This is a genomic window from Pseudomonas sp. TE12234 (assembly GCF_054061835.1).
Genome location: NZ_JBSSEP010000012.1, coordinates 149,906 through 162,342, shown reverse-complemented (window position 1 = coordinate 162,342; position 12,437 = coordinate 149,906). Strand labels below are relative to the sequence as shown.

The window sequence follows — 12,437 nt, the reverse complement described above, 5'->3', positions numbered from 1 at the left end:
GAAGTTTCTAATGAAGCGTCTATTCTGCTTGGCCGCGATTGCGGCCGCACTGATGGGACACAGTTTTACCGCACAAGCGGCAGGCGTGGAGTTCGGGGTCGGCCAGACCAGCGACTCGACCACGACTTATCGATTGGGCATGCAGTTTGATTGGGACAAGAGTTGGTGGCAGAGCGACGTCGGTCGCCTGACCGGTTACTGGAACGGTGCCTACACCTATTGGAATGGCCGCAAGAGTACCAGCAACAATAGTCTTTCGTTCTCGCCAGTGTTCGTTTACGAGTTTGCCGGGGAGAGCATCAAACCTTACGTCGAACTGGGGGTGGGCGTGGCGTTTTTCAACCATACCCGGGTCGAAGACAATCGCATTGGCAGTGTCTTCGAGTTTGAAGACCGCTTGGGATTTGGTCTGCGTTTTGCCGGCGGGCATGAAGTCGGGATTCGGGCTATCCACTATTCCAACGCGGGGATGACCGACCCGAATGACGGCGCCGAGAGTTACGCGTTGCACTATACGATGCCGCTGTAAGGATCACTGCTTCGACAATTTGCACATACCCCTGTGGGAGCAAGCTTGCTTCCACAGGGGTATGTGTTTTCACTTTCAGCGATACGCCGTGGAAATCCCCCGGCGCTCATCGATGCATTCCGGCGCACCCATCTCGAATTCCCGGCAGATCAGCGGGCGTTTTTCATAGATGGTGCACATCATCGTGTTGCGATCCAGCGCCGCACACCAGCCGTCATCCAGGCGCAGCATGATTTCCCCGCCCCAGTCATCGGTGTCGATGAAGCGTTCGGGCACACCAGTGTCGGTGATCAGCATGACTTCGAGCTGGCAGCAGCAGGCTGCGCAGCTCGAGCAAGTGACCGCCGGCTCCGCGATTTGCGTGTGGGGGATGATTTTCATGTCGCGCAGTGTAAGTCAGTCACCCGCTGCTGTGTGAACGCTCAGACGGGACGTCTCAGTCATCAAGCGTCGAAGCGACCCAATAGCGGCTCGGTGATTGCCGATGGCTTGGCCAGGAGCAGTTGTGCGGTGCCGATGGTGCGCTCCATAAAGCCGCCTTCGCAGTAGCACAGGTAAAACTCCCACAGCCGCAGGAAATAGTCGTCATAACCCAGCTCACTCAGGCGACCCTGGGCGCGGCGAAAATTCTCGCGCCACAAGCGCAAGGTTCGCGCGTAATGCAGGCCGAAGTCTTCCATGTGCAGGAGGTTCATGTCGGTGTCGCGACTGACGATCTCCAGCATCTTCTGCACGCAGGGCAAGGCACCACCGGGGAAGATGTAGCGTTGAATGAAGTCGACGCTGTTCTTGGCCTGTTCATAGCGCTGGTCGCGGATGGTGATGGCTTGCAGCAGCATCAGGCCGTTGCTCTTGAGCAGGTGGGCACACTGTTTGAAATAGGTCGGCAAGAAGTGATGACCGACGGCCTCGATCATCTCGATCGACACCAGTTTGTCGTATTGGCCGGTGAGGTCGCGGTAGTCCTTGAGCAACAACGTGACCTGGTCTTGCAGCCCCAGGGCATCGATGCGCTGTGCGGTGAAGGCGTATTGCTCCCTGGACAGTGTGGTGGTGGTGACTTTGCAGCCATAGTGCTGCGCCGCGTACAGCGCCATGCTGCCCCAGCCCGTGCCGATCTCCAGCAAGTGATCCGTTGGCTTGAGGGCCAGCTTCTGGCAAATCCGCTGCAGTTTGTTCAACTGCGCTTGTTCCAGGCTGTCCTCGTCGGTCAAAAACTGCGCCGCCGAATACATCATCGTCGGGTCGAGAAACTGTTCAAACAGGTCGTTGCCCAAGTCGTAGTGGGCGGCGATGTTTTTCTGCGAGCCCTTGCGGGTATTGCGATTGAGCCAGTGCAGGCCCTGAATCAGCGGCCGGCCGAGTCTCGCCAGGCCACCTTCGAGGCCATCGAGCACTTCAAGATTACTCACGAACACCCGGACCACCGAGGTCAGGTCCGGCGAACTCCAGTAGCCCAGGATGAATGCTTCGCCCGCCCCAATCGAACCGTTGCTGGCCACCAGTCCCCACGCCGCGGCATCGAGGATATGGATCTCCCCCACCAAGGCATGGCTGGCACTGCCGAACACATGGCGTACGCCGTCTTCGATCAGCACCAGCTGGCCGTGCTTGAGTTGGTTCAATTGCCGAAGCACGCCACGGCGCAACAGCGATCCGGTCAGGCTGTGGGTGCTGAACAAGTTGGCTTTGGCCGAGACGCTAGAGGCTTTCATGATGGCGATCCTTGGGCAGGGTGGTGGCGGTCTGAAAGTTGCCGTCGGCCGCCTGATGGGCAAACAACGGCACGCGCTTGAGCAGCAGGCGCAGGGCTTGCCAATAAATGGCCAGGGCCGTTTTCGCGGTCATCCATGGAAAGCGCCGCAGGTAACGGTGCAGGCTGGCGCGATCGAGGGTTTCGCGTTCGAGCGTGAGCGTGGCGTCGAACAGTTTTTCTTCGCCCTGCCAGTCGGCCATGTGCACGCCAAGTCTTTTGGCCACGGGGCTGAAGCTCATGCGGTACTGGATATCGCGCGGCAGGAAGGGCGAAACGTGAAAAGCCTTGGGCACGGCGAAGTGTTGATGAAAATCCGCCAGGTCCTGCGGTGCCCTGGCGGGCAGCACGTAGTGATAGCGCTCGCGCCATGGCGTGTTGCTGACTTCGCAGACAATGGCCGCCAGTTGCCCGTCAGCTTCATGGCAATAGAAAAAACTCACCGGATTGAACGACAAGCCCCAACTGCGCGGTTGGGTCAGCAGGCAGACCGAACCTTGCGGCACATGGCCGATGGCTTCGCTGACCTGTTGGCGCACGGCGTCGATCAGGCGCATGCCGTTGCCGGTATAGGCCTTGAGGTAATCGCTTTCACGGAATGAAAACGGCGCAAAGCGGCTTACCCCCGCGAATCGTGACAAGCCGAGAACGGCGTCCTGTTCATCGAGGTCCAGGTACAACAGGCCGATCCGATAGCGGAATGCGTGGTGCCGGGGGGCAAAGCGCCGATGGGCGATCCAGCCGCTGTAAAGGGCGCTGTTCACAGGGTTTCTCCAAAAGCGCGGGCCACATGCAGGGCGCTGACTACGCCGTCTTCATGGAAACCGTTGGCCCAGTACGCGCCGCAGTACCAGGTGTGCTGCTGCCCGTCCAATTCGCCCCGGCGTGCCTGTGCCGCCACGGCCGCGAGGCTGTATTGCGGATGGGCGTAGGTGTATTTGGCGAGCACTTTGAGCGGATTGATGGCGGCGCTCTGGTTGAGACTGACGCAGAACGTCGTCTCGCTCTGGATGCCTTGCAGGATATTCATGTCGTAGGTGACGGCGGCCCGTGTATGGCCAGGGCCGCCGAGACGAAAATTCCAGCTGGCCCACGCGAGTTTTCGCTGAGGAAGCAGGCGCGTGTCGGTGTGCAGCACCACCTCATTGTCGGCATAGGGCAGGGCGCCGAGGATCGACTGCTCGGCTTCGCTCGGCGCTGCCAACAGTTGCAAGGCCTGATCGCTGTGGCAGGCGAACACCACCTTGTCAAAGCGCTCGCTCCCGGCAGGGCTGTGGATAACCACGCCATCTGCATCGCGATCGACCCGTGTGACAGGACAGTTGAGGCGGATTTTCTCGCGAAAGCTGGCGGTCAACGGCGCGATGTAGGCGCTGGAGCCGCCTTCGATGACTTGCCATTGCGGGCGATTGTTCACCGATAGCAAGCCGTGATTCTTGAAGAACCTGACGAATGATTGCAGCGGGAAAGCCAGCATGTCAGCCATGGGCATCGACCAGATCGCCGAGCCCATCGGCACAATGTAATGCAGGATGAAGCGCTCGCCATAGCCGCCGGCTTTCAAGTAATCGTCCAGCGTGGTGTCGGGCTTGATTCGCTGTTCTTCGAGGTCGCGCAGGGCTTGTTTGTTGAAGCGCAGGATGTCCCGCAGCATGCCCCAGAACCCCGGCGACAACAGGTTGCGGCGCTGGGCGAACAGGCTGTTGAGATTGTTGCCGTTGTACTCCAGGCCGGTATCGGGGTCGGTGACCGAGAAGCTCATTTCCGTGGGCTTGAAACCCACGCCGATCTGGCCCAGCAGACGAATGAAATTCGGATAGGTCCAGTCATTGAATACGATGAAACCGGTGTCCACCGCATAGGGCCGGCCATCGACGGTTACGTCCACGGTGTGGGTATGTCCGCCGACCCAGTCACTGGCCTCGAACAGGGTAATCTCGTGACGGCGGTTGAGTAGATACGCACAGGTCAGCCCCGAGATACCGCTGCCGATAATTGCAATCTTCACAGCTGATCCTTGATCGGCGGATGGCTGCGTACCATTCGTTTGCCGATCGCCAACTTCATCCGGCCGGGCAACTTCGACAATGGCCAGAGGGCGGCCATGAACAACGCCGGAAACGCGATTTCCAGCGGTCGATCCTTGAGCTTGGCGAAGATGTGCCGCGCGGCTTTATCCGCTGGCCAACTGAGGGGCATGGGGAAATCGTTTTTTGCTGTCAGCGGGGTGTCGACGAAGCCGGGGCTGACCACGGTGACTTCGATGCCTTCCGGCGCCAGATCGATACGCAGCGATTCGAACAGATAACGCATCCCGGCCTTCGAGGCGCCATAGGCTTCGGCCCGGGGCAGCGGCAGGTAAGTCACGGCACTGGCCACACCCACCAGGTGCGGCGCAGTGCCTGCCCGCAACAGTGGCAGCGCGGCTTCGATGCAATAGCTGCTGGCAAGCAGGTTGGTGCGCACCACATGCTCGATGATCGAGGCGTCGAACTGCTTGGCGTCCACATACTCGCAGGTGCCGGCATTGAGGATCACCGTATCCAGCGAGCCCCAGTCCTGGGCAATCTGCTCGCCGATTTCACGCACGGTCTGACTGTTGGTCAGGTCGCCGGCGACCACCAGCACTTGCCCTGGATAGCGCGCAGACAGAACTTTCAACGGCGCCACAGAACGTGAACTGACAGCCAGGTGCGCGCCGGTCTTGAGGATTTCTTCGGCCAGCGCGGCTCCAATACCGCTGCTCGCGCCGGTCAGCCAATATCTTCGTGGAGGTGTAAGGCTCATCCCATTCTCCTTTTCAGCCAGGCGATCGCCCGGCCCAATATCGGTAGATGTTCGTAAAGCATTGCCCCGGCATCGAAGTAATCCCGGTGGCAATAAACCTTGTCGCGCCAGCGCAAGTGGGAACAACCGTCGACCCGGATCAACCGGCCGCCCGCCAGGCGCGGATGGCGGTAACTCATGACCCAGCGCAAATAGCCTTCGCCTTCAGCGATCTGGTCGAAGCCATGAAAGTCGAAGCGCAGTTCGTTGACGTTGGCGTAAAGCTCGGCGAAGTAGGCGCGCAGTTGTCCGAGACCTTGCACTTCGTGCAACGGATCGGTGAAGCGCACATCGTCGGTGTACAGCTCGCCGAGGCGTTGCAGATTGTCTTTGTCCAACTGTGCAAACTGCCGGGCAAACTGGCGCAGAAAGCTACTCATCGTGAGCTCCGGCGGTCTGGCGCGACGGCAGGTTCTTGAATGCCGCCAGGGCGCGAGCACGGGAAGCATTCAGGTCGACGATGGGGCGCGGATAATCCGCTACACCGAACAGGCCGCCGAGTTGCGCCGGGTTGTGCACCTCCTTTTTGTTCAGCCCGGCCAGTTCCGGCAACCAGTGCTTGATGAACACACCGTCGGCGTCGAACTTTTCCGACTGGCTCAGCGGGTTGAAAATCCGGAAGTAGGGCGCCGAGTCGGTGCCGGTCGATGAGCTCCATTGCCAGCCGCCGTTGTTCGCAGCCAGATCGCCATCGATCAGGTGACGCATGAAAAAGCGTTCACCCTCACGCCAGTCGATCAGCAGGTTCTTGGTCAGGAACATCGCCACCACCATGCGCAGGCGGTTGTGCATCCAGCCGGTTTCCAGCAACTGGCGCATGGCCGCATCGACGATGGGCAGGCCGGTGCGCGCCTCTTGCCAGGCCGCCAGTTCTTCCGGGGCGTTGCGCCAGGCCAGGGCTTCGGTTTCCGGGCGGAAGGCACGATGACGAGAGACCCGTGGATAGCCCACCAGAATGTGTTTGTAGAACTCGCGCCATAGCAGCTCATTGATCCAGGTGACGGCGCCGACCTTGCCGCTTTCGAATTCGCCCTGATTGCTTTGCAGCGCCGCGTGCAGGCATTGGCGAGGGGAAATCACCCCGGCCGCGAGGTACGCCGAGAGTTGGCTGGTGCCAGGTTTTGCCGGGAAATCACGCTCGCTCTGGTAGTAGTCGATCTGGGCATCGGCGAAGGTGTCGAGGCGGCGGCGGGCTTCGACTTCACCGGCCGGCCACAATTCGCGCAAGCTTTCGCTGGGGGTGTCGAAACCCTGGATCTGTGCGGGAATCGCGTCGCTGAAGATGTTCAGCGGCGCTTGCGCCATGGGCGCGCTGACCAGGCGTGGCAATGATCGATGCAGGCGTTCGTAGCAAACCTTGCGGAACTGGCTGAAGACCTGGAAGTAGCTGCCCGTTTTGGTCAGCACAGTGCCTGGCTTGAACAGCAGTTGATCCAGGTAACTGTGGGCGTCAATGCCTTGGGCCTTGAGCAGATCGGCCACCGCGGCGTCACGGCGGGTTTCATGCAGGCCGTACTCTTCGTTGAAGTGCACGGCGTCGATTTTCAACTGCCGGCACAGATCCAGCATCACCCGGGGGGCATCGTCCCAGCGCGGGGCGTTGCGGATCAGCAGTGGAATGTTCAGTTCGGCCAAAGCCTTGCTCAGCGTCTTCAGGTTACGTAACCAGAAGTCGACTTTGCACGGCGCGTCATCGTGCTCCAGCCATTGCTGCGGGCTTGGCAAATACACCGCCACGCAGGGGCCAGCCGCAGCGGCGGCCGAGAGCGCGGTGTTGTCATTCACGCGCAAGTCACTGCGCAACCAGATCAATTGCATGGGAGTGCCCGCATTAGATAAGCCCGCGCTGAACCAGTACTTGATGAGCCGTCAAAGGATCTTCAGCCACATACAGATCAGCGATCTCTGATGTTTTTACGGACAACTCGGCGTGGTGGATGCATACCGTTGGTCCGGCAATCATTTTTGGGCAGCTGACGCCATTGAAAAGTTTCGGCAGCTGCGAAGGGTTGATGGCTTTGCTGGAATACAGCAGTACGCCACGGGGTTGCAGGTGATCGACCGCCAGCGCCAGTTCGCCGGCGGGCAGGGGCCAGTCGAACACTTCCACCGGGCAATCGGCGCTGCTGATCAGCCACGCGGTCAGCCACAGGTGAGGTTCCAGGGGCAGGTCCGAGTGATTGATCAACAGCAGCGGCGCGGTGTGTAGCTGACGATTGTTATGGTAGATGCGCGCACCGAATTTGCTGCGCAGCCAGGAGTAAACAAACACCCGCTCCATTTGCGCGCCGAACTGGCCTTGCCAGCGTTGTTCCAGATCGGCGAGCAATGGCATCAGCAATTGTTCGCACAAGGTCCGTGGCGGATACAGGGCCATGACCTGATTGACGGTGTCATCCAGTGTGCGCTCGGACAAAGTCGCAACGGCTTGCAACAAGGTCTGGCGAAGACGCTGCCAATCGTTCTCGGTGGACTCGCTGAATTCTTGCGGGGTGTCGAGCAATTGCTTGACCTGACTGACGGCTACGCCGCGATTGAGCCAGGTGAGGATGGTCAGGATGCGTTGCACATGTTCGGCTGAAAACAGTCGATGCCCCTTGGGCGTGCGTTGCGGCACGATCAGGCCATAGCGTCGCTCCCAGGCGCGCAAGGTGATGGCGTTGACCCCGGTTTGCCGGGCCACTTCACGGATCGGCAGCCAGCCTTCGTCCAGGGCTTTCTTGAAATCGGCGCCGAGGTCTTCACTGGCGCTGCTGTCGAGTGGGGCTTTCATCAGATGGCATTTCGCAGGCTGAGGTTTTCCGGGTGCGGTTGCAGGTAAACCTGCTGCGCGATGTACGGGTCAGGGTGCTGGCGGAAGTGGTGTTTGAGCAGCGTCAGCGGCACCACCAGTGGCACGATGCCGTGACGGTACTGGCCGATGACGTGCTGCATTTCCTGCTTGTCCTCGGCACTGATCGCCTGCTTCAAGTAACCGCTGATGTGCTGCAGCACATTGGTGTGGGTGCGGCGGGTGGCACATTTTTTCAGGGCCGCCATCAACTCGCTGAAGTAGCGCGGGCCAAGTTCTTTCGGGTCGGTGCGGCCCATGCTGCCCAGCAGATTGCCCAGGGTTTTGTATTGCATCGGGTTGTGGGCCATCAGCAGGTATTTGTAGCGTGAGTGAAATTCAGTGAGGCCGCGTCGAGTCAGGCCTTCTTGCAGCAATTGCTGCCAGGCGCTGTAGGCGAACACACGGGTGATAAAGTTTTCGCGCAGTACCGGGTCATTGAGCCGGCCGTCTTCTTCCACCGGCAAATCCGGATGCAGGGCGCAAAACGCCTGGGCATAGATACCCTGGCCGCCCCCATCGACCGGCGCACCATTTTCGCGGTAGACCTTGACCCGCTCCAGTCCGCAGGAGGGTGACTTCTGCATGAAGATGTAGCCGCTGATGTCGCGAAGCTCTGCGGCCATCTGCCGGCCGTAATCGGCCAGTGGCCGGGTGACGTTGATCTCGCGGTTGATCGTCCCGACGGCTTCGGGTTGATTCGGATCACCGACCAGCCGGATCGGCTCCCGGGGAATGCCCAGGCCAATCGCGACTTCCGGGCAGACCGGCACGAAATCGAAGTAGTCGGTGAGGACGCGGCTGCACAAGCGCGATTCCTTGTGCCCGCCGTTGTAGCGTACCTCTGCGCCGGTCAGGCAAGCGCTAATGGCGATTTTCGGTTTGGCAGGCGACTGGAGCATCGGAGCACCTCGGAATCTAAACCTATACAGACTTCATAATCTGTACAACATAGGTTCATCATAGATTCAAAGGTGTACAAGTCAAATAGTTTGTATAAGTTTTGGTCGGGGTGCAGAAATCCTCTGCGCGCGCTGGCTCACAGCTGGGAGGTTGGAGGTGTCGCTGCCATCGTCCCAGGGTCTAGTTCCAGCCCAATTTCCAGCTGTCGCTATTTTTCAAGACCTGCCAGTCGTACCACTCACTGCGTTTGGTCAGCACCGCTTGTAACTCGACTTTCAGCACTGTCCCTTCGTCGTCACGCTGCAGTTCAGTCACCAGGAAGTGTTTTTCGCGGTTTTGCGGATGGGCTGCTGTCCATTTCGACAGCAGCAATTTGCTCGGGTTGATGCGGTTCACTGCAGATGCTCATGCAAGCGGCGGGCGGCTTCCTGGCCGCTGAGCCAGGCGCCTTCGACGCGGCCGGACAGACACCAGTCGCCACACGCGTACAGGCCCAGATCGGCATCGGCGAGGGTGCCCCACTCATGGCTGCTTGCCGGGCGGGCATAGAGCCAGCGGTGGGCGAGGCTGAAGCTGGGGGCGGGCATCGCACTGTGCAACAGTTCGGCGAAGGCGCCGTGCAATTGCTCGATCACCGCTTCCTTGGGCAGGTCGATGTGCTGGCGACTCCAGGCGCTGGTGGCATGCAACACCCAGGTGTCGAGGGTGTTGTCGCGTCCTGGTTTACTGCGGTTGCGTGCCAGCCAGTCCAGCGGACTGTCCTGTACGAAACAGCCTTCCATGGGGGTGTCCAGCGGGGTTTCGAATGCCAGGGCGACGGCCCAGGTAGGGTCCATTTTCACCCCGGCGGCAGCGCCGGCAAGCTTCGGTGCCGAGGCGAGCAAGGCGGTTGCCTGAGGCGCCGGCGTGGCGATTACCACATGGCTGAAGGGGCCATGGGTGAAGCCTTCGGCGTCCTGCAGGTGCCAGTGTTCTTCGCCGCGATAGACCTCGGTGATGCGGCAGGCGAAATGCACTTCCAGGTCACCCAGCAGGGCGCGGGTTATGGCGCTCATGCGCGGCGTGCCGACCCAGCGCGTCTGTTCGTCCGGCGACAAGTTGAGCTGTCCGCCGTGGAAGGTGTAGAGCTGGGGTGTCCACTCGGCGACCCAGCCATTGGCCTGCCAGCGTTGCACTTCGGTGACGAAGCGGCGATCGCGAGCTGTGAAGTATTGCGCGCCCATGTCCAGGGCACCCGCGTCGCTGCGCTTGCTCGACATGCGTCCGCCACTGCCGCGGCTTTTATCGAAAAGTTGAACGACATGCCCTGCGTCTGTCAGGGCTTGTGCGGCTGATAACCCGGCTATGCCGGTGCCGATGATTGCGATAGGTACAGTCATAAGGGCCTCGTTTACCTTTCTGTACAGACTACGCCGGGGTTTAAACCTGTACAATATTGTTTTTTGGTATAACTTTTAGCGTTCTCGTTCTGACAGCTTGGCCTATTGTTAAACACAGAGCCTGCCCGATACCAAAAGATCCCTTGCTTATAAAAATAGACTAGTGATCAGGGTAAAACGCCACGCGAGGAAGATGTCATGCACATATTGCTGACCGGCGGTACTGGTTTGATAGGACGTCAGCTCTGCCAACTCTGGTCGAGACAGGGTCATCGCTTGACTGTCTGGAGTCGCAGGCCTGAAAAAGTCGCGAAAATCTGTGGCGCTCAGGCGCGTGGAATCGCAAGGCTCGAAGATCTGGGTGATGCTCCCGTCGATGCCATCGTCAACCTCGCCGGTGCACCGATCGCGGACCGTCCATGGACTCACAAGCGCAAGGCCTTGTTGTGGAGCAGCCGTATTACTTTGACCGAAAGCCTGCTGGCCTGGATCGAGAGCCGCGAACAGAAACCTCAGGTCCTGATATCGGGGTCGGCGGTGGGTTGGTACGGCGATGGCGGCGAGCGTGAGCTGACCGAGGACTCGCCACCGGTCAGCGAAGATTTCGCCAGTCAGCTGTGCATCGCCTGGGAGGAGACCGCTCAGCGCGCCGACGCGTTGGGTGTTCGTGTGATCCTCATCCGCACCGGGCTGGTGCTGTCGGCCGAGGGCGGTTTTTTGTCGCGGCTGTTGCTGCCGTTCAAATGCGGGCTGGGCGGTCCGATTGGCAGCGGTCGGCAGTGGATGCCGTGGATTCACATCAACGACCAAATCGCCTTGATTGATTTTCTTCTGCACCGCAACGACGCCATCGGTCCATATAATGCCTGCGCACCGAAGCCGGTGCGCAATCGCGAATTTGCCAAAACCCTGGGCAGCGTGCTGCACCGCCCGGCGTTCATGCCGATGCCGGCCTTTGCGTTGAGGATCGGCCTGGGCGAGTTGTCGATGTTGTTGCTGGGCGGTCAGCGAGCCACACCGGTTCGTTTGCTGCAGGCGGGTTTCACTTTCCAGTTCACTGATTTGCGCGCGGCCCTGGATGACTTATCCAGCCGCCTCTGAAATAGGATGTTGCATGACGGATCACGCGTTGCTTCTGGTCAACCTGGGCTCACCAGCCTCCACCTCGGTGGCGGATGTACGCAGCTACCTCAATCAGTTTCTGATGGACCCGTATGTGATCGACCTGCCATGGCCGGTTCGGCGTCTGTTGGTGTCGCTGATCCTGATCAAGCGCCCTGAGCAGTCGGCCCATGCCTATGCTTCGATCTGGTGGGAGGAAGGCTCGCCACTGGTGGTGCTCAGCCGTCGCCTGCAACAAGCGGTGGCTGCCCACTGGAAGCACGGGCCTGTTGAGCTGGCGATGCGTTACGGCGAACCGTCCATTGAGTCGTCGCTGCTGCGCCTGGTGGCGGCGGGTCACCAGCGAATCACGTTGGCGCCGCTATATCCGCAGTTTGCCGACAGCACCACGACCACTGTGATCGAAGAAGCCAAGCGGGTGGTGCGCGAGAAGAAACTCAACGTTCAGCTGTCGGTGCTCCAGCCGTTTTACGATCAACCGGAATACCTCGATGCGTTGGTGGCCAGTGCCAAGCCTTATCTGCAACAGGATTACGACCACCTGTTGTTGAGCTTTCACGGCCTGCCTGAGCGGCACCTGACCAAGCTCGATCCGACCGGCCAGCATTGCTTCAAGAATGATGATTGCTGCAGGAACGCTTCGCCGGCCTCCCTGACGACCTGTTACCGCGCTCAATGCCTGCGTAGCGCGGCCGAATTTGCCAAGCGCATGGGCCTGCCGGATGGCAAGTGGTCGGTGTCGTTTCAATCGCGACTGGGCCGGGCGAAATGGATTGAGCCCTACACTGAAGCGCGCCTCGATGAACTGGCCAAAAGTGGAGTGAAGAAGGTGCTGGTGATGTGCCCGGCCTTCGTCGCCGACTGCATCGAGACGCTGGAGGAAATCGGTGATCGCGGACGGGAGCAATTCCTCGAAGCGGGAGGGGAGGAATTGGTGCTGGTGCCATGTCTCAACGATGATCCGCAGTGGGCGCGAGCGTTGAGTGCGTTGTGTGAAAGAGCGCCATTGGCGCTATAGGAATACAACCTGTGGCGAGGGAGCTTGCTCCCGCTTGAGTGCGTAGCACTCACAAAACCTTCATCGACTGCGAGAGT

At 60.0% G+C, this 12,437-nt stretch carries 14 protein-coding genes; 3 read left to right on the top strand and 11 right to left on the bottom strand.

Features of this window, described 5'->3' with window-relative positions; all coding sequences use genetic code 11:
* Window positions 1-10 precede the first annotated feature (10 nt).
* Window positions 11-529, top strand: coding sequence for an acyloxyacyl hydrolase (locus ACVWYU_RS19515; RefSeq protein WP_457373452.1), 519 nt, complete (start codon window positions 11-13; stop codon window positions 527-529).
* A gap of 75 nt (window positions 530-604) precedes the next feature.
* Here ACVWYU_RS19515 and ACVWYU_RS19510 read toward each other — a convergent pair whose 3' ends face one another.
* The 11 genes from ACVWYU_RS19510 to ACVWYU_RS19460 all read right to left on the bottom strand — a co-directional run bounded on the left by ACVWYU_RS19510 (window position 605) and on the right by ACVWYU_RS19460 (window position 10,220).
* Window positions 605-910 (bottom strand): YkgJ family cysteine cluster protein, encoded by a 306-nt coding sequence (locus tag ACVWYU_RS19510; RefSeq protein ID WP_457373451.1) that lies wholly within the window; start codon window positions 908-910, stop codon window positions 605-607.
* A gap of 62 nt (window positions 911-972) precedes the next feature.
* The gene (locus ACVWYU_RS19505) at window positions 973-2,244 is read right to left on the bottom strand and encodes a class I SAM-dependent methyltransferase (RefSeq protein ID WP_457373450.1); all 1,272 of its coding nucleotides are present in this window, start codon (window positions 2,242-2,244) and stop codon (window positions 973-975) included.
* Window positions 2,231-3,046, bottom strand: a complete 816-nt coding sequence (locus tag ACVWYU_RS19500) for a DUF1365 domain-containing protein (protein ID WP_457373449.1) — start codon at window positions 3,044-3,046, stop codon at window positions 2,231-2,233. The genes ACVWYU_RS19505 and ACVWYU_RS19500 overlap by 14 nt, the downstream gene beginning before the upstream one ends.
* Window positions 3,043-4,290, bottom strand: a complete 1,248-nt coding sequence (locus tag ACVWYU_RS19495) for an NAD(P)/FAD-dependent oxidoreductase (protein WP_457373448.1) — start codon at window positions 4,288-4,290, stop codon at window positions 3,043-3,045. The genes ACVWYU_RS19500 and ACVWYU_RS19495 overlap by 4 nt, the downstream gene beginning before the upstream one ends.
* Window positions 4,287-5,069, bottom strand: a complete 783-nt coding sequence (locus tag ACVWYU_RS19490; protein WP_248916533.1) for an SDR family NAD(P)-dependent oxidoreductase — start codon at window positions 5,067-5,069, stop codon at window positions 4,287-4,289. The genes ACVWYU_RS19495 and ACVWYU_RS19490 overlap by 4 nt, the downstream gene beginning before the upstream one ends.
* Complete coding sequence (locus ACVWYU_RS19485) at window positions 5,066-5,488, bottom strand: nuclear transport factor 2 family protein (protein ID WP_248916534.1); 423 nt, start codon at window positions 5,486-5,488, stop codon at window positions 5,066-5,068. Before ACVWYU_RS19485 ends, ACVWYU_RS19490 begins: the two co-directional genes overlap by 4 nt.
* Complete coding sequence (gene phrB, locus ACVWYU_RS19480) at window positions 5,481-6,926, bottom strand: deoxyribodipyrimidine photo-lyase (RefSeq protein ID WP_457373447.1); 1,446 nt, start codon at window positions 6,924-6,926, stop codon at window positions 5,481-5,483. Before phrB ends, ACVWYU_RS19485 begins: the two co-directional genes overlap by 8 nt.
* 13 nt (window positions 6,927-6,939) lie before the next feature.
* Window positions 6,940-7,881: a MerR family transcriptional regulator gene (locus tag ACVWYU_RS19475; protein WP_457373446.1), complete on the bottom strand. Its 942-nt coding sequence runs from the start codon at window positions 7,879-7,881 to the stop codon at window positions 6,940-6,942.
* The gene (locus ACVWYU_RS19470) at window positions 7,881-8,840 is read right to left on the bottom strand and encodes a YbgA family protein (RefSeq protein WP_457373445.1); all 960 of its coding nucleotides are present in this window, start codon (window positions 8,838-8,840) and stop codon (window positions 7,881-7,883) included. Before ACVWYU_RS19470 ends, ACVWYU_RS19475 begins: the two co-directional genes overlap by 1 nt.
* Before the next feature lie 181 nt (window positions 8,841-9,021).
* Window positions 9,022-9,237 carry a TIGR02450 family Trp-rich protein gene (locus ACVWYU_RS19465; RefSeq protein WP_457373444.1) on the bottom strand — a complete coding sequence of 72 codons (216 nt, stop codon included), beginning with the start codon at window positions 9,235-9,237 and terminating at the stop codon, window positions 9,022-9,024.
* Window positions 9,234-10,220 (bottom strand): NAD(P)/FAD-dependent oxidoreductase, encoded by a 987-nt coding sequence (locus ACVWYU_RS19460; RefSeq protein ID WP_047533123.1) that lies wholly within the window; start codon window positions 10,218-10,220, stop codon window positions 9,234-9,236. The genes ACVWYU_RS19465 and ACVWYU_RS19460 overlap by 4 nt, the downstream gene beginning before the upstream one ends.
* A gap of 198 nt (window positions 10,221-10,418) precedes the next feature.
* Between ACVWYU_RS19460 and ACVWYU_RS19455 the strand changes: the two genes are divergently transcribed.
* Together ACVWYU_RS19455 and hemH are read left to right on the top strand one after the other, a co-directional pair.
* Complete coding sequence (locus ACVWYU_RS19455) at window positions 10,419-11,321, top strand: TIGR01777 family oxidoreductase (protein WP_457373443.1); 903 nt, start codon at window positions 10,419-10,421, stop codon at window positions 11,319-11,321.
* Between the two features lie 13 nt (window positions 11,322-11,334).
* Window positions 11,335-12,360: a ferrochelatase gene (gene hemH / locus ACVWYU_RS19450; RefSeq protein WP_457373442.1), complete on the top strand. Its 1,026-nt coding sequence runs from the start codon at window positions 11,335-11,337 to the stop codon at window positions 12,358-12,360.
* Window positions 12,361-12,437: the final 77 nt, after the last annotated feature.

Excerpts from the sequence above, each read along its gene's own strand:
- ACVWYU_RS19515 (WP_457373452.1), top strand. The coding sequence starts at position 11 with ATGAAGCGTCTATTCTGCTTGGCCGCGATTGCGGCCGCACTGATGGGA.
- ACVWYU_RS19510 (WP_457373451.1), bottom strand. The coding sequence starts at position 910 with ATGAAAATCATCCCCCACACGCAAATCGCGGAGCCGGCGGTCACTTGC.
- ACVWYU_RS19505 (WP_457373450.1), bottom strand. The coding sequence starts at position 2,244 with ATGAAAGCCTCTAGCGTCTCGGCCAAAGCCAACTTGTTCAGCACCCAC.
- ACVWYU_RS19490 (WP_248916533.1), bottom strand. The coding sequence starts at position 5,069 with ATGAGCCTTACACCTCCACGAAGATATTGGCTGACCGGCGCGAGCAGC.
- ACVWYU_RS19485 (WP_248916534.1), bottom strand. The coding sequence starts at position 5,488 with ATGAGTAGCTTTCTGCGCCAGTTTGCCCGGCAGTTTGCACAGTTGGAC.
- phrB (WP_457373447.1), bottom strand. The coding sequence starts at position 6,926 with ATGCAATTGATCTGGTTGCGCAGTGACTTGCGCGTGAATGACAACACC.
- ACVWYU_RS19475 (WP_457373446.1), bottom strand. The coding sequence starts at position 7,881 with ATGAAAGCCCCACTCGACAGCAGCGCCAGTGAAGACCTCGGCGCCGAT.
- ACVWYU_RS19470 (WP_457373445.1), bottom strand. The coding sequence starts at position 8,840 with ATGCTCCAGTCGCCTGCCAAACCGAAAATCGCCATTAGCGCTTGCCTG.
- ACVWYU_RS19460 (WP_047533123.1), bottom strand. The coding sequence starts at position 10,220 with ATGACTGTACCTATCGCAATCATCGGCACCGGCATAGCCGGGTTATCA.
- ACVWYU_RS19455 (WP_457373443.1), top strand. The coding sequence starts at position 10,419 with ATGCACATATTGCTGACCGGCGGTACTGGTTTGATAGGACGTCAGCTC.
- hemH (WP_457373442.1), top strand. The coding sequence starts at position 11,335 with ATGACGGATCACGCGTTGCTTCTGGTCAACCTGGGCTCACCAGCCTCC.